Raw genomic sequence first — 15226 nt, forward strand, 5'->3', positions numbered from 1 at the left:
CTTAAGCAGTCACTCTGAAAGCGTTATAAATTATTCTTTGAATAAAGTATTTTTCTGACTTTAGAGATATGCTTTGGAAATTAAGTTATGAAAAGCTATATGAGCGATCGCTGAAACTAGGAATTTTTACAGGTTGGGTTTGGACTACAAATACATGATTTTAAATGACTAAATATTCCATCAAAAATAGAATAAGCAAATAGAATACTGATGAAATTTGCCTATTACGTCTTTATACTCTTGCTAAAATGACAAGTCTTGTCTAAATATGGTTTAGCAATGGCAAAGCCAAAAGATTTATAAGTAATCTAAAATCCGCCAATATTAAAGTGCAATAATACCCCTACCTGTGTCTCAACTTCCCTCTCAACCCACTGATAACAATAGTAGTGCCGCAACTGATGTCACACCAGTCGTGGCACTTAAAGAACTCGTGGCAAGGTTGCACCGGGAACAGAACAAAATTCAAGATTTGCTAAGTTCTTTAGGATTTGCCCTGAGAAGTTTCAATAATTTAAATCAGTTTTTGGAACTAATACCCCTGATGGCAACAAGGGTGACAGATGCAGACGGTAGTGCCCTGTTTCTCTATAAACCTAATGGTCAAGTTAGGTTAGAGCAGTTACATTGGCAAGATAGTCGTCAGCGAAAGAATATCCGCAAGGCGCTAGAAATAGCTAGCAGTCAAATCACACTTGTACCTAATGCTGCCCCTTTAGCGAATGCCACGGGAATTTTGGATGACCAAATGCATCGCTATTTGGGGCCAGATGTGCAAATCTTTGGTACGGCGATTCTGGTGAAGCATACAGAACGGGGATGGCTCTATGTCTTGAGTCGCGATCCAGAATATAGTTGGACAGAAACTAGGCAAAAGTTAGTTAGGTTAGTGGCAGACCAAACAGCAGTAGCGATCGAAAATGATGAACTAGCTGTAGAACTGAGAAAAAAAGAACGCCTAGACCAAGAATTAGAAATTGGTGCAGAAATTCAACGGCGACTTTTGCCACGTCAATGTCCTACAATCCCTGGTGCAGTTCTGGCGGCACGTTGTAAACCTGCCAATCGGGTTGGTGGAGACTATTACGATTTTATTGCTACCAGTAATAATAAGATTCAGCCCAAGATCAAAGGCGGTACGGAAAATAGTCGCTGGGGTTTGGTTATTGGAGATGTCATGGGCAAAGGTGTCCCCGCGGGACTGATTATGACGATGATGCGGGGAATGCTACGGGGAGAAGTGCTACATGGTAATTCCCCTGCCGGAATTCTGCAAAACTTAAATAGAGTTATGTATGCGGATTTGGAAAATTCCCACCGCTTTGTAACGCTATTTTATTCAGAATATAGTCCTCATAGCCGAATTTTGTCTTATAGCAATGCGGCACACAATCCTCCTTTATGGTGGCACGCAGCGACAAAAACTGTTAGCCGTTTAGATACTTTGGGAATGCTAATCGGTTTGGATGCTAACAGCCAATATGAAGATGCCCAGGTACAGTTAGAGCCTGGGGATACAATTATTTACTATACAGATGGTTTGACCGATGCTGCTGCTGCTGGTGGCGATCGCTTCGATGAAGATAATTTTGTCTCTAGCTTCAATACCGCTTGCAAGTACTGCAATGGCCCACAGGAGATTGTAGATTACCTATTTGACCAAGTTCAGCAATTCATTGGTGATGACAAGCAAAATACTGATGATATGACATTAGTTGTTCTGCAAATTTTATAAGAGGAGGCAGAAAGCAAGAGAAAAGAATTATTTATTTTTTCTTTAAATTTTCGTAGCGATCGCCTAAATCGTCGCACATCAACCTTTTTTGGTGACTTGTTTGTATTTAGCCTTGAAGATTATACATAAAAAATGATCCTTAGAATACTTTTCTGATCGAGTAAAAACTATATATTTTGCACATCTAGCACAGTAGGAAACGTCAAGGGGGAGAGCAGGAAAAAGGTAAAAGGTACAAGGTAAAAAATAAAAGGTAAATTTACTTCTTCATTTTTGCTTTCTTTCTATCCTTGTGACACAAGCATTTAACCTGCTCCCTCTTGGCGTTTTAATTTTTCTTTTCTCCGCCGTAGCAAGTTCACAACAGTTACGACGGAGTTTTGTTTTTGTTTGTTTCTTCTGTCTAAACTTGATTTTTTTAACTTTCTTGATATTAAGGTTGCTTAATCTTCATTTAATGATTTGTCAAGATTTTTCTGAAAATATTTTAGATGAAAAATTCCGATACTTATTCTTGCGCTCCAGCTTTTTGCAGATTCCGCACCACATTTTTATAACCATTAAATTCTGCAATCATCAAAGCCGTATAACCGCCCCGGTTTTTCAAATTTACATCTGCCCCGGCTTGCAGTAATACCTGCACAATTTCGTTATAACCTGCTGAGGCAGCCCACATTAATGATGTTGCCCTTGCTGAGTCTTGAAAATTCACATCTGCCCCCTTTGCTAGCAACAAATCTATAATCTCTGTGTGCTTGCGTTCGGTTGCTTTGATCAAAGCAGTTTTGCTATCATCCCCTGGAATGTTGGCGTCAGCACCATAGTCTAGTAACACTTTCACTGTATGGGTGTGTCCTTGTGATGCTGCCAACGTTAAAGGTACTTCACCAAGATTTTTCCCATTAATATCTGCCCCAGAATGCAGCAATGCCTCGACAATTTGGCTATGTCCCTGTAATGCTGCTACAAGCAGTGGTGTATCACCCAGGTGGTTCCTAATTTGGACATCTGCACCCCTGTTAAGTAAAACTTTTACGACATCAATGTAGCCTTCCACAACGGCAAGATGTAGAGCAGTTTCACCATCTTGGTCTTGGAGATTAATGTGGGCATCTCCATCCAGTAAAGCTGCTGCGATCGCACTGTGTCCAGCAGCGGCGGCGGCTGATAGGGCAGTTCCACCATCAGGGTTGTTCACATTCACGTCAGCCCCTACTGCTAGCAGTGCTTCCACAATCTTCAGATGTCCCAAGTCTGCTGCTAGCATTAAGAGTGTCTCACCTTCCTCATCCGGGATATTGACATTGACACCAGTTTGAAGAATTGCTTCTATAACTTCTATTTTTCCCTGCTTAACAGCAAGTTTCAATGCCGTATCATCATCTTTATCGGCGATATTAACTTGGGCACCAGCAGCTAATAAAACTCGCACTACATCGATATGACCTTTGAGGACTGCTGCCATTAAAGCTGTGCTGCCATCTTCATTCGTGGCATTGACATCAGCACCTCTGGATAGTAAAAGCTGCACAATGTCAAGTTGTTTTGCACTAGCCGCCAACATCAAAGCCGTCAAACCATAGAGTTTTCTGGGCAAGTTGATATTTGCCCCAGCATCCAGAAGCGATCGCACAATTTCGGTATAACCTAAATTAGCAGCAAACATTAACGCTGTGGTGCCTTGGCGATCGCACGCGTCCACCGCCGCACCCGCAGCCAGCAGGGCACACAGCCCCTTAATATCACCACTTTTAGCAGCTTTTAGCAGCAAAGTATCGTTGTTTTCAGTCATGAATGAGATTCCACATTGGGGGTTTTGTTGTATCCCCTCAAAATTTAGTCTGAGATTGTTTATCCACTTTGGCAAGAGGTTATGCAATTCAAAATTCAAAATTGCAGTCTTGGCAAGCATTTTATCTCTTTACTGGATGCGAATTAAAGTAAGTGAGGCTTTACTCTTGTCTTCTGTCCTGATTCCTCAACCTCTTTTAATTTGAGCAACATTAAGCACACAAAATAGAGTTATGCTAATTTTTATGAAGATTTAAGAATTAGGCGAGAACACAATGAGTCTGGAACTTTCTGCGTCGGTGAAATATTGGTTGAACTTCTTCCATCCGGTGCTGATGTGGGCGCTATTAGCATTCTCAATTTATGCTGCCTACTTGGGGCTGCAAGTACAGCGTACCAGAAATGCTCAGGGAGAAGAAAAGAAAGAACTGATTAAAGGTAGATATAACGTCAGACACTACCAAATCGGGTCTATACTCCTAGCTTTAATGGTCACAGGTGCGATCGGTGGGATGGCTGTCACTTACATCAATAATGGTAAATTGTTTGTCAGCGCTCACCTATTAGCAGGACTAGGTATGACAAGTCTAATAGCATTTTCTGCTGCTTTGTCCCCCTATATGCAGAAAGGGGCAAATTGGGCGCGTGCAACTCACATTTTGATAAATTTCACCCTTTTGGGACTTTTTGCTTGGCAGGCTGTTACTGGTGTGCAAATTGTCCAAAGAATTCTTACTAAAGCATAGTTAAGTAGTTAGAAATCATATCAAGCCTAGTAGGTAATGTGGTAATGAAAAACTCCATCCCCTTGTGGTGGAGTTTTTGGTCATAGTAAATGGGGAAGATATTAGCAAAGATATTCAGAAATCGATTGCCCAAAAAATTATAACTACAAATGCTGATTACGTTTTGAGCCTCAAAGATAATCACCCCACACTGCACCAACAAGTGAAGAATAAATTGCAGATAAAGCAGTAAATAAGTAAGTAAACGCAATTAAATATAAAATGTCATTGCGAGTGGAACGAAGTGAAGCGTGGCAATCTCAGTCTTTGCGATCGCAACTCTTAGAGACGGTCTGCGAACACTTCGTACCCTACGGGAAGGCTTACGCCAACGCAATGACGAACTATCTTATATTTATCTAGATCCACCGACTTAATGCATTAAATAAATGTAAAGTATCTGAACTTTAATCTTGAATTTATAAATGACCTGTAATTCACAAATAGCAGAAGGTTGGCATGGCAAACTTGATTTAGTCTATGCCGATCGCCAGGGTGCAACCCAATTAATTTACAATCACCAACAAGCGCCTCTGAAGGTACAACGCCCATTTTATCCAGAAGGGCAAAAAGTTTGTCATAGCGTAATTTTACACACGGCTGGGGGAATGGTGGGAGGCGATCGCTTATCCTCTAATATCCACCTCCAATCCCAAACCCAAGCCTTAATCACTACAGCTGCTGCAAGCAAGATATACCGCAGTAATGGCTTACAAGCTAGACAAACTATCGAAATGCAAGTTGACGCTGGCGCTTGTTTAGAATGGTTGCCGCAAGAGACAATTTTATTTAACGATGCGATTTATCGGCAAGATTTACGGGTAAAATTAGCAACCGGAGGCAGTTGGTTAGGATGGGAAATTACCCGATTTGGTCGTAGTGCTAGAGGAGAGAAATTCTTGCAAGGAGAATGGCGATCGCACACCGAAATTTGGCAAGAAGGTATTCCCTTATGGATTGATCGGCAATGGTTACGGGGTAGCGAAGAAACTTTTCACAGTCCCCACGGCTTGGCAGGAAAACCAATAGTAGGTAGTCTAGTTTGGGTTGGTGGTACAGTTTCAGGAGAAATTGTCGAAAAAACGCGAAATTTATGGGATGGGGAAGGAGAAGCGGGTGTTAGCAGGTTACAACATGGATTATTGTGTCGATATCGCGGTGCTTCTACATCTGAGGTGAGAAACTGGTTTATTGATGTTTGGCAATTGCTGCGAGTTTCTTTTTTGAATCGTGGTAATTGTATACCAAGAGTATGGCAGCTTTGAACGAACCGCCATCGCGCAGCGTCTCGCAGAGAAGACGCCAAGAATGCCAAAAGGAGATAAGAATGCAACTTACGCCGCAGGAAAAAGATAAGCTATTAATTTTTACTGCTGCTTTATTAGCAGAAAGACGTAAAGGAAGGGGTTTAAAACTGAATTATCCCGAAGCGATCGCTTATATTTCTGCTGCCATTTTAGAAGGTGCAAGAGATGGGCAAACTGTAGCTGAATTGATGAGTTATGGTACAACTCTATTGACGCGGGATGATGTCATGGAAGGGATACCAGAAATGGTGCATGATGTACAGGTAGAAGCAACTTTTCCTGATGGCACAAAGTTAGTAACAGTACATAATCCAATTCGTTAATTTTGTAAATTTTAATTTATTATGATTCCTGGAGAAATTATCACACCAGCAGGTGAAATTGAACTAAATGTTGGTCGTCCAACTATAAAATTACAAGTGTCCAACACAGGCGATCGCCCCATACAAGTCGGTTCCCATTATCACTTTTATGAAGTTAACACCGCCTTAAACTTTGACAGAGAACAAGCGCGAGGAATGCGCCTTGATATCCCCGCAGGAACCGCAGTTCGCTTTGAACCAGGCGACGAAAAAGAAATAACTCTCATCCCCCTGGTTGGTACTCGCCAAGTCTACGGCTTCAACGCCAAAATAAACGGAAACCTCTAAAAACTCTCCGCGTACCTCTGCGCTTCCCTCCGCGTCCCTTTGCGTTAAAAAAAAGGATTTTATATGCCTTACAGAATGGATCGCCGCGCCTACGCCGAAACCTATGGGCCGACAGTAGGCGATCGCATCCGACTTGCAGACACAGAATTATTTATTGAAGTTGAACAAGATTTCACCACCTACGGCGACGAAGTGAAATTTGGCGGCGGTAAAGTCATCCGAGACGGAATGGGACAATCCCCTATTTCTAACGCCGATGGTGCTGTTGATTTAGTTATTACTAATGCCTTAATTCTCGATTGGTGGGGTATTGTCAAAGCGGATATCGGCATTAAAGATGGCAAGATTTTCAAAATTGGTAAAGCCGGAAATCCTTATATTCAAGACAATGTAGATATTATTATTGGCCCCGGAACCGAAGCTTTAGCCGGTGAAGGAATGATTCTCACTGCTGGCGGTATTGATGCCCATATTCATTTTATTTGTCCTCAACAGATTGAAGTGGCGATCGCTTCCGGTATTACCACCATGATCGGCGGCGGTGCTGGCCCAGCTACAGGTACAAATGCCACTACCTGCACCCCTGGCCCTTGGAATATTTACCGAATGCTGCAAGCTGCTGATGCTTTTCCTGTCAACTTAGGATTTTTGGGTAAAGGTAACGCCAGTCAACCCCAAGGACTTGTAGAACAAGTAGCCGCCGGTGCAATGGGATTAAAACTCCATGAAGACTGGGGAACCACACCCGCAGCAATTGATACTTGTCTCAGTGTTGCTGATGAATATGATGTGCAAGTAGCGATTCATACTGATACGTTGAACGAAGCCGGATTTGTTGAAGATACGATCGCTGCTTTTAAAAATCGTACCATCCACACTTACCACACCGAAGGCGCAGGCGGCGGACACGCACCAGATATTATCAAAGTTTGTGGACAAGCCAACGTTCTGCCATCTTCTACCAATCCCACACGCCCTTACACCGTCAACACCTTAGACGAACACTTGGATATGTTGATGGTATGTCATCACCTCGATCCTGCGATCGCTGAAGATGTTGCTTTTGCCGAATCTCGCATCCGTCGAGAAACCATTGCTGCTGAAGACATTTTGCACGACTTAGGCGCATTTAGCATGATTTCTTCCGACTCCCAGGCGATGGGAAGAGTAGGCGAAGTGATAATTCGCACCTGGCAGACATCTCACAAAATGAAGGTGCAACGGGGAACTCTTAATCCACAAGGAACTGAGCAACAAGCAGACAATTTTCGGGCAAAAAGATACGTTGCTAAATATACAATTAATCCGGCGATCGCTCACGGAATTGCTCAATATGTGGGTTCAGTGGAACAGGGAAAACTAGCAGATTTATGTTTGTGGCGTCCGGCATTTTTTGGCGTGAAACCAGAAATAGTGATTAAAGGCGGAATGATTGCATGGGCGCAAATGGGCGATGCTAACGCCAGTATTCCTACACCGCAACCAGTGTATATGCGATCGATGTTTGGTAGTTTTGCAGGGGCGCGTCATGCCACATCATTAACTTTTGTTTCCCAAGCAGCTTTAGAGAGAGAAATTCCCAGCCAGCTAGGTTTACAAAAGTCAGCAGTTGCCGTTTCTGGAACACGCCAATTGAGTAAGCAGGATATGAAGCTGAATTATACACTACCCCACATTGAAGTTGATCCAGAAACATACCAAGTCAGGGCAGATGGTGAGTTACTGATTTGTGAACCTGCCACAGTTTTACCAATGGCGCAGAGGTACTTTTTGTTTTAATTCATCACAGACAAATCTACTGAAATCATAAGTTACCAAGAACTGATTATCGAAACTCCTTAAGACGTGGATAAAGGTTTAAAATGCAAAATTAGAAAATATCTTTATTATTTTCCGTTTCTAATTTACTTATTGGTAATAGCAAGTTATGCTCAATTGTTTGTCTAACTTTATCGCTAATATTACAATCGCTGTTTAAGCAGTTTACCAGGAGCTTGTTACTATTATAATATTGCTGTAGTAGTTTAGCTTGTCTATAACTGAACTGCCACTTATGACCAATATTACGATGTTCAATCATTAAAGCTATTAACTGTTCAGTCCAGGCTTGACTATTTTTCTCCCACCATTCTCCAAATCCTTCTAGTTTTTCAAATAGGTTTTCCCATTCTGGTATTGCCTCATTAAGCTTATCTCTTAGTAACTGCAATGCCGTCTTCAATTCTGGTTGAAAAGAAGAAGTTAAATCTATAGCATTTATAAGAAAATCATCAATATCAGCTATATTACACCAAGCATCATCCCGAGCAACTAACGCTTGTCCACGAGATGATTTATCAATAGTTTCATCAAGAATATCAGTAGCATCAAGACCTTGAAAAAAAGCGTTAGCTAAGTCATCGCTAAGAACAAGAGTATTTGTGAGAGCATGATTGAGTAACCAATCTATCTCTATATCATCTAAACTATCTTCTGAATCCCATCCTAGAGCATTATCTAAACCAGATAAAGTATTTTCTGAATCCCATTCAAGAGCATTATCTAAGTTATTTTGTTCGCTGTCTAAGGTCATTTCAAAATACAATGCTCTGATAGCTGCTGGCTTGTAAAAAGATTCAAATGAACTAGATTTACAATCAAGCCATTCTAAAAAATGCTGTAATTTTTCATCTGAAGCAGCTAAATTATCAATTTTCCGCTTCATTAACAATACTAAATTATCTGCTTTTACCATAACTCCAACGGTTAGTAAAAACACCTCTTACCAGCGTTTTTCATTGATATGTTTTACTAAATTTTCATATGCTAAAACAGATACAATTTTTCTAGCGCAGAAATACTCTTGAAAAGTCAGATGCGAAAAAGAATAAATTCCTTTTGCTCTTTCCACCAGTAAACCATGCTGGGCTTCAATAGATTTCAAAACAGCTTCGCTATCAAGTTTCAAAACCTCTGGTTCTAAATTAGCAAATTGTAAATTACTGATAAAATCGACGATATATGCCTCTACAGTTTTTTGTTTAAAGAAATAGTCTTTCTGCTCAAAGGTAGTAAAAGCAATTTCGCTGAGTAAATCTTCTTTACAATCCAACAATAAATTTTTATAAACTTGATTGCGCTCAATGTTCCGTTTCGCATCCCATTTCTTAAGCAATATATCCAACCCTTCTTTATAAAGTTCTGAACGGTTTGCTGGAAAATCTTCGTTTTCCTCAAATACTAGACACAGCAAGGTTAGCAATAGTGGATTAGTTGCCAGTTCAAAAATTCGTTTGTTAGCTTGTAGTTTTTCAATAAATCTTTTAGCTTTGACTTCGCAGTTTAAGCGGAACCAGTTGTGAGCATAAATAGCAATCTGTAAACCATTAGTTTTTTGTGATGCTGCACTGCTTGCAGTCCTGACACTCGCTTCTCACTGGCTTCGTGAAGTTCAAAGTGATCAAAGTTCTCCCGATCAAACTTTTGCAGCAGTCGCCCAATTTTCACTCGTTTGCGTTTTGTGGTTTTCTCCAGAATCTTGACGTTAGTATAGATTCCTCGCTCTCCAGTTAACTCAACAGGTTGATCCATATCCAGCACGCGCATCGTTCCACACTTTTCTTTAATGCTGGGTTTAACCTGTTCGCGGATTTCTTGAACTAGAGCATCAATATCATCCTCTGCAACCTCAGCAGTTAAGCAATCAGCAGGTTCCTGCTGGGAATATCGCTTTTGTAGATACTCCCGCAAGCGACTTTCTTTTACAGGCCCACTGCCATTGATACTGAATTTCTTATAAATCCCTGTTAAACAACTGCTGACATTGCTCTCAGAGATGTTTAGCGCTTGTACAACTTGAACTCGACTCTTGCTATTACTAAATATTTCCAAAAAGACTGCCTTTTCTTGTTTTGACAATTCGCTATATTGCTCTAGTTCTGTCAGGAAGTCTCTTGGTAATGACATATATCTAATGTGAAGTCGCCTTAAAGTTCAGTCTAGCTTGCATTTACAGAGTTTTGTGGCTAGTCAAGATATGTCAATCTAAGTCACAACAAGTCAAATAAATAACTACAAAACAAAATTGCGACATTGAACTCAGTCAAGCAACTGAGGCGATCGCAATGTTAGAAATATTAATTACTCTGATTCTCAAGAAATCTGTTGAAGTTATCCTAGTGTTACTGCTGAAAAAAATCTGGGCATGGCTGCTGAGGGATGAAAACTTCCAACGCCTTAACCACTTTTTGAAAATGCAGATTGTTATACTCTATCTGGATTTGATTTTGCTCAAAACATCTCTAAAGTCTCTGCCTGAGCCAACAAAAGAGAACGATTCACACACATATAGCTAGACAAATTGTTACAAATACAGCTAGTCTTATCAAAAATTTACTTTTACCCCGTACCTTGCATCTATATGACTTCACAATCTTCTCGTTCTGACAAAATTCTAGTTGTCGATGACTCTCCTGATAACGTGTTTTTGATCAAAACTATTTTGGAAGAAGAAGGTTACACAATCAGCACCGCAGAAAATGGGATTTCGGCCTTGGCAGAATTGAAAGCTTCTCCTTGTGACTTGGTTCTGCTGGATCTGATGATGCCAGGTATGGATGGGTACGAAGTCACTAAGCACATTCGGAAAGAGATGAAATTGCCTCAATACGTCCCCATATTGCTAATAACTGCCCACGATACGCCCAACGTCGCCCACGGTTTAGACTTGGGTGCTGATGATTTTATCCGCAAGCCTGTAACAGTAGACGAATTGCTGGCACGAGTGCGATCGCTCCTGCGCTTGAAGCATAGTATGGATGAACGTGATGAAATTGCCCGCCAGCGAGAAGATTTTGTCTCCCGTCTCACCCACGACTTACGCACTCCCCTTGTAGCTGCCGATCGCATGTTAATGCTATTTCAGCAAGGCGCGCTGGGAACATTATCAACGCAAATGCAGGAAGTAATCGCCATCATGGCCCGTAGCAATATCAACCTGCTTTCTATGGTGAATACTTTATTGGAAGTTTATCGTTTTGAAGCAGGTCGCAAAAGTTTAGCGTTTCAACCAGTTAATCTGGGCCAATTGCTAGAAGAGGTAACCGGAGAATTATCACCCTTAGCTCAAGACAAAGCACTGTTGCTAAATGTGGATTTTACCGAAGAATCAAACACAGTCATGGGCGATCGCTTAGAATTGCATCGTCTATTTACAAATCTTATCGGCAATGCGATCAAATTTACCGACTCCGGGTCTGTGACTATTCGTTTTACTTCTCAACGCCAGTTTGACAAAAGTAATCAATCTCACATTTCTGAAAGATCCAATTCTATTGACTACATTAGAATTGAAATAGCGGATACAGGCCCAGGTATTCCTCCTGAAGAACAAGCTACCATCTTTGAACGATTTCGCCAAGGCAGCCATAAGAGTTCTGGTAGTGGCTTAGGGTTATACCTTGCTCGTCGAATTGTTGAAGCACATCAAGGCATTATTCTGCTAAATTGTGAGTTGGGTAAAGGTAGTATGTTTATTGTGCTTTTACCCACCAAAATCTGAGAAAATTAGTAATTGTAAATTATGAATTTTAGAGCTTTTTATCCTGACAATTCATAATTTATAATTACTACTATCTACTAATAAAAATTAAATAAATATTTCAATCATAAAATTCTACACTAAAGTTGACGATGTGAGTATGAATTGTATAACATGATTAGCATTAATTAAATAGTTTTTGAGAGGACAAAATAATGATTACCACTGAATTATCTAACGTTGGCAATATTCTCCATAATCAGCGAGAATTTTTTCAAACAGGAAAAACTAAAGATGTAAATTTTCGCATTGAACAACTGAAAAGTCTTAAGCAAACCATCATTGAGCATGAAAAGTCAATAGTCGAAGCATTACAAGCAGATTTGCATAAACCAGAAGTTGAGGCTTACATTACAGAAATCAGCGTAGTTAAAGAAATTGATTACACCATAAAACATCTTCAAAACTGGAGTAAGCCCAAAAAAGCAGCAGTTTCCTGGGACTTTTTTTCCTACTCAGCAAAAATTTATCCAGAACCGTTAGGGGTTGTCTTAATTATTGGGCCTTGGAACTATCCATTTCAGTTAATTATCTCACCTTTAATAGGTGCGATCGCCGCTGGTAACTGTGCAATTATCAAACCTTCAGAAATTGCTTCTCATACTTCCCATATCATCACTGAAATTATTGCCAAACATTTTGACCCTGCTTATATTGCGGTGGTTGAAGGAGGCGTGGAAGCAAGTCAAAAACTACTTGCAGAAAAGTTTGATCATATCTTTTTTACTGGTGGTACAGCCGTCGGCAAAATCATTATGACAGCAGCGGCAAAATATCTCACCCCCGTGACTTTAGAATTAGGTGGCAAAAGTCCTTGTATCGTAGATACTGACGTTAATCTGGAACACACTATTAGACGAATCACTTGGGGTAAATTTATTAATGCTGGACAAACTTGTGTCGCCCCTGACTATCTTTTAGTCAATAAAAAAATCAAAAAAGATTTAATAGATGGTCTGGAAAAAAACTTAAAGGAATTTTATGGCGATAATCCTATAAACAGCCCTGATTATGCCAGGATTATTAGTGAAAAACACTTTGATCGACTGGTTAGCTTTCTCAAAGATGGAAAAGTTATCATCGGTGGAAAAACTGAACCTTCTGAGCGTTATATCGCCCCGACAGTGATTGATGATGTCTCCTTAGAAGATTCAGTAATGCAGGAAGAGATTTTTGGGCCGATTCTACCCATCATTGAATATACTGACATTGCAGAAGCGATCGCCTTGATTAACTCTAGACCCAAACCATTAGCGTTATACTTATTTTCTCAAGACAAAAATCTGCAAAAGCAAGTTTTACAGGAAACTTCTTCTGGTGGAGTCTGTATTAACGACACAGTTATGCAGGTTGGTGTATCATCTTTACCATTTGGTGGAGTAGGAGATAGCGGTATTGGCAACTATCACGGTAAAGCTAGTTTTGACACATTTTCCCATAAAAAAAGTGTGTTGCAAAACTCTTTCTGGCTTGATTTAAAATGGCGGTACGCCCCATATAAGGGCAAATTGCCCTTCATAAAGAAACTTCTGGGTTAGAAGTTATGAGTTATGAATTTTTGACTCCTAACTCTAAACTTCTAACTTCTAACATCAAATCCCAAAAGCGTTGCTGTAACGCTCCTCAGCCCAGGGTTCACCACGGCGATGGTAGCCATTGCGCTCCCAAAAACCAAGTTCTTCGCCGGGCAAAAATTCCAAGCCATTGATCCACTTAGCACTTTTCCAAGCATATAAATGGGGAACAACTAGCCGCATCGGGCCACCATGTTCAGATGGAAGGTCTTCACCAAAAACTTTAAAGGCAAAGAAGTTTTCTTCGCGGATAAAATCTTCTACAGAAATATTGGTAGTATAGCCGCCATAGCAGTGTTCCATAATGTGGGCTGCCTTGGGATCTACTTCAATCAGACCCATAAAATCTGTAACTTTAATGCCAGTCCATTTGACATCAAGTTTAGACCAACGCGTTACACAGTGAAAATCTGCCGTGAATTCGTGTTGAGGTAGCGCCATAAAGTCTGACCAACTAAAGGTAGCAGATTTTGCTAAACCCCAAACTCGAAACTCCCATTCTTCAGTGCTGACTTGGGGAGTTTCACCGTAAGTTAATACAGGGAAACCTTTAGCTAAGTGTTGACCAGGAGGGACGCGTTCGCCTTCTTCCTTTGCTGGTTTCTGAAAAAATTTTCCTAACATAGTTGGAGAAAAATAAGTTTCTCTAAGTATTTACAATCTTTTTTGCTGAACTGCTAACAGCACCAGATGTTTTACTCTTTATATGATTACTTGATCATTACTCATGAATGATAGGTAATGGGTAATGGATATTCCCAATTACTCACTACCAATTTTTTTCCATCTAATGAGCTTGTGTAGAGTATCTATGACTCATAATGCAATCAGGAAAGCTAAGAAAAAGCGTTTATTTAGTCGTAGGAAGTTTGATTGATCACTTTAGCAATCAAATCTATCGGTGCTGTTCATGCTTTTCCTGACTGGGAAATTATGATTCTTCTTCCTCTTCTTCAGCAGTTGGATATACAAATGTAGAACGTCCAGTCAAAATTGATTTGCCTAGAGAAAGGGCTTTCTGAGCTTCGACAACAGCTTTGTGTCTCCAGGTAGCTCGACGTTTATCTCGTTTTGATTTTGAAGTTTTCTTCTTAGGAACAGCCATGTCAGCAGATATCGCGATTCTTGACAACCTTCTTATTCTAGTCCATCCACTGACACGAAGGACAATAGTAAGGGCAATTCATGAATTGCCCCTAATGAAAATCTTTCTTTTCGGCTATTTTTTGGGTAAGTCCTGGCTGTTGTTAAAGAAAAGTAGCGATCGCGCAGTTTTAAAGTAAGTAGCCCAATTTTGAGCATCGGGGCGCGATCGCCATTGAGGACGACTGACATCTAATGTCAGGACTGGTGCGATCGCTCCATAATTTTGTACGGACACAATGATGGAAACATCTGTCACCAGTATATCTTGGTCGAAGCTCCTTTGAGCAGCTGCCCTTGCGGCCGCTTCCGCCCTTCTGAGAACGGTTTCATAGTTTTCTTCTGGCAGGCGGTCGATAGCTAGATCGACTCTAGCGGTGTAAGCTCGCACAACCTGCGGTGCAATCGCTTCCATCAAAAACCACGCAGGAACAGTAGATATAAGCAAAACTACTAAAGGAATTATCCGGATTCTTCTGGCAATTTGGCTAATAACTGAAAAGGGAGTGATCCATGATGGTAGGTGAGCATAAATCTTGCTCATGACCTTCTATCTCCTTAATGATGATCTGTTATTGAAATTAGGTAAAAGGTATTTTCCCGCTAATTAACGTAATAAAAATTACATTCTAACTGAAGATTCAATTAGAATCCCCTAGACTA

16 protein-coding genes are annotated in these 15226 nt (G+C 40.6%); 9 read left to right on the forward strand and 7 right to left on the reverse strand.

Annotated features, from left to right (window positions below; genetic code table 11):
* Positions 1 to 349 precede the first annotated feature (349 nt).
* Positions 350 to 1735, forward strand: a complete 1386-nt coding sequence (locus HWQ39_RS21750; protein WP_292849474.1) for a PP2C family protein-serine/threonine phosphatase — start codon at positions 350 to 352, stop codon at positions 1733 to 1735.
* A gap of 508 nt (positions 1736 to 2243) precedes the next feature.
* On the opposite strand, the gene HWQ39_RS21755 is transcribed toward HWQ39_RS21750, so the two are convergent.
* A complete protein-coding gene (locus HWQ39_RS21755) occupies positions 2244 to 3647 on the reverse strand; it encodes an ankyrin repeat domain-containing protein (RefSeq protein WP_366932290.1) in 1404 nt (467 codons plus the stop codon).
* 154 nt (positions 3648 to 3801) lie between these two features.
* Here HWQ39_RS21755 and HWQ39_RS21760 point away from each other — a divergent pair, with 154 nt between their 5' ends.
* From HWQ39_RS21760 to ureC, 6 genes are all read left to right on the forward strand, one after another.
* On the forward strand, positions 3802 to 4272 hold the full coding sequence (locus HWQ39_RS21760) for a DUF4079 domain-containing protein (protein WP_292849478.1): 471 nt from the start codon (positions 3802 to 3804) through the stop codon (positions 4270 to 4272).
* Positions 4273 to 4562: 290 nt separating this feature from the next.
* Entirely contained in the window at positions 4563 to 4688 is a 126-nt protein-coding gene (locus HWQ39_RS21765) for a hypothetical protein (protein ID WP_292849480.1), read from the forward strand.
* A 48-nt stretch (positions 4689 to 4736) separates the two neighbouring features.
* Positions 4737 to 5576, forward strand: coding sequence for an urease accessory protein UreD (locus HWQ39_RS21770; protein ID WP_292849482.1), 840 nt, complete (start codon positions 4737 to 4739; stop codon positions 5574 to 5576).
* Positions 5577 to 5638: 62 nt separating this feature from the next.
* Positions 5639 to 5941 (forward strand): urease subunit gamma, encoded by a 303-nt coding sequence (ureA, locus tag HWQ39_RS21775; protein WP_012407584.1) that lies wholly within the window; start codon positions 5639 to 5641, stop codon positions 5939 to 5941.
* Positions 5942 to 5962: 21 nt separating this feature from the next.
* Positions 5963 to 6268, forward strand: coding sequence for an urease subunit beta (locus HWQ39_RS21780; RefSeq protein ID WP_190932845.1), 306 nt, complete (start codon positions 5963 to 5965; stop codon positions 6266 to 6268).
* A 63-nt stretch (positions 6269 to 6331) separates the two neighbouring features.
* A complete protein-coding gene (gene ureC, locus HWQ39_RS21785) occupies positions 6332 to 8047 on the forward strand; it encodes an urease subunit alpha (protein WP_292849484.1) in 1716 nt (571 codons plus the stop codon).
* A gap of 91 nt (positions 8048 to 8138) precedes the next feature.
* Here ureC and HWQ39_RS21790 read toward each other — a convergent pair whose 3' ends face one another.
* The 3 genes from HWQ39_RS21790 to HWQ39_RS21800 form a co-directional block, all read right to left on the reverse strand.
* Positions 8139 to 9002, reverse strand: a complete 864-nt coding sequence (locus HWQ39_RS21790; RefSeq protein WP_292849486.1) for a hypothetical protein — start codon at positions 9000 to 9002, stop codon at positions 8139 to 8141.
* A gap of 27 nt (positions 9003 to 9029) precedes the next feature.
* Complete coding sequence (locus HWQ39_RS21795; RefSeq protein ID WP_292849488.1) at positions 9030 to 9509, reverse strand: hypothetical protein; 480 nt, start codon at positions 9507 to 9509, stop codon at positions 9030 to 9032.
* A gap of 80 nt (positions 9510 to 9589) precedes the next feature.
* Complete coding sequence (locus HWQ39_RS21800) at positions 9590 to 10213, reverse strand: hypothetical protein (RefSeq protein WP_292849490.1); 624 nt, start codon at positions 10211 to 10213, stop codon at positions 9590 to 9592.
* A 454-nt stretch (positions 10214 to 10667) separates the two neighbouring features.
* Here HWQ39_RS21800 and HWQ39_RS21805 point away from each other — a divergent pair, with 454 nt between their 5' ends.
* On the forward strand, positions 10668 to 11807 hold the full coding sequence (locus HWQ39_RS21805) for a hybrid sensor histidine kinase/response regulator (protein ID WP_292849492.1): 1140 nt from the start codon (positions 10668 to 10670) through the stop codon (positions 11805 to 11807).
* Positions 11808 to 12001: 194 nt separating this feature from the next.
* Positions 12002 to 13384 carry an aldehyde dehydrogenase gene (locus HWQ39_RS21810; protein WP_292849494.1) on the forward strand — a complete coding sequence of 461 codons (1383 nt, stop codon included), beginning with the start codon at positions 12002 to 12004 and terminating at the stop codon, positions 13382 to 13384.
* Between the two features lie 54 nt (positions 13385 to 13438).
* On the opposite strand, the gene HWQ39_RS21815 is transcribed toward HWQ39_RS21810, so the two are convergent.
* The 3 genes from HWQ39_RS21815 to HWQ39_RS21825 all read right to left on the reverse strand — a co-directional run bounded on the left by HWQ39_RS21815 (position 13439) and on the right by HWQ39_RS21825 (position 15107).
* On the reverse strand, positions 13439 to 14044 hold the full coding sequence (locus tag HWQ39_RS21815) for a sulfite oxidase-like oxidoreductase (protein ID WP_292849496.1): 606 nt from the start codon (positions 14042 to 14044) through the stop codon (positions 13439 to 13441).
* Between the two features lie 307 nt (positions 14045 to 14351).
* Positions 14352 to 14525: a 50S ribosomal protein L32 gene (gene rpmF, locus HWQ39_RS21820; protein ID WP_012407602.1), complete on the reverse strand. Its 174-nt coding sequence runs from the start codon at positions 14523 to 14525 to the stop codon at positions 14352 to 14354.
* Between the two features lie 114 nt (positions 14526 to 14639).
* Positions 14640 to 15107, reverse strand: coding sequence for a hypothetical protein (locus HWQ39_RS21825; protein ID WP_292849498.1), 468 nt, complete (start codon positions 15105 to 15107; stop codon positions 14640 to 14642).
* Positions 15108 to 15226: the final 119 nt, after the last annotated feature.

Origin of the sequence: Nostoc sp. NMS8, from assembly GCF_017115045.1 — a bacterium.
Lineage (GTDB): Bacteria > Cyanobacteriota > Cyanobacteriia > Cyanobacteriales > Nostocaceae > Nostoc.

What these genes read in the sequence shown, in the direction of transcription:
- HWQ39_RS21815 (WP_292849496.1), bottom strand. Translation starts at nt 14,044, where the DNA reads ATGTTAGGAAAATTTTTTCAGAAACCAGCAAAGGAAGAAGGCGAACGC.
- HWQ39_RS21825 (WP_292849498.1), bottom strand. Translation starts at nt 15,107, where the DNA reads ATGAGCAAGATTTATGCTCACCTACCATCATGGATCACTCCCTTTTCA.
- HWQ39_RS21760 (WP_292849478.1), top strand. Translation starts at nt 3,802, where the DNA reads ATGAGTCTGGAACTTTCTGCGTCGGTGAAATATTGGTTGAACTTCTTC.
- HWQ39_RS21800 (WP_292849490.1), bottom strand. Translation starts at nt 10,213, where the DNA reads ATGTCATTACCAAGAGACTTCCTGACAGAACTAGAGCAATATAGCGAA.
- HWQ39_RS21805 (WP_292849492.1), top strand. Translation starts at nt 10,668, where the DNA reads ATGACTTCACAATCTTCTCGTTCTGACAAAATTCTAGTTGTCGATGAC.
- HWQ39_RS21790 (WP_292849486.1), bottom strand. Translation starts at nt 9,002, where the DNA reads ATGGTAAAAGCAGATAATTTAGTATTGTTAATGAAGCGGAAAATTGAT.
- HWQ39_RS21755 (WP_366932290.1), bottom strand. Translation starts at nt 3,647, where the DNA reads ATGCTTGCCAAGACTGCAATTTTGAATTTTGAATTGCATAACCTCTTG.
- HWQ39_RS21810 (WP_292849494.1), top strand. Translation starts at nt 12,002, where the DNA reads ATGATTACCACTGAATTATCTAACGTTGGCAATATTCTCCATAATCAG.
- ureA (WP_012407584.1), top strand. Translation starts at nt 5,639, where the DNA reads ATGCAACTTACGCCGCAGGAAAAAGATAAGCTATTAATTTTTACTGCT.
- HWQ39_RS21770 (WP_292849482.1), top strand. Translation starts at nt 4,737, where the DNA reads ATGACCTGTAATTCACAAATAGCAGAAGGTTGGCATGGCAAACTTGAT.
- rpmF (WP_012407602.1), bottom strand. Translation starts at nt 14,525, where the DNA reads ATGGCTGTTCCTAAGAAGAAAACTTCAAAATCAAAACGAGATAAACGT.
- ureC (WP_292849484.1), top strand. Translation starts at nt 6,332, where the DNA reads ATGCCTTACAGAATGGATCGCCGCGCCTACGCCGAAACCTATGGGCCG.
- HWQ39_RS21780 (WP_190932845.1), top strand. Translation starts at nt 5,963, where the DNA reads ATGATTCCTGGAGAAATTATCACACCAGCAGGTGAAATTGAACTAAAT.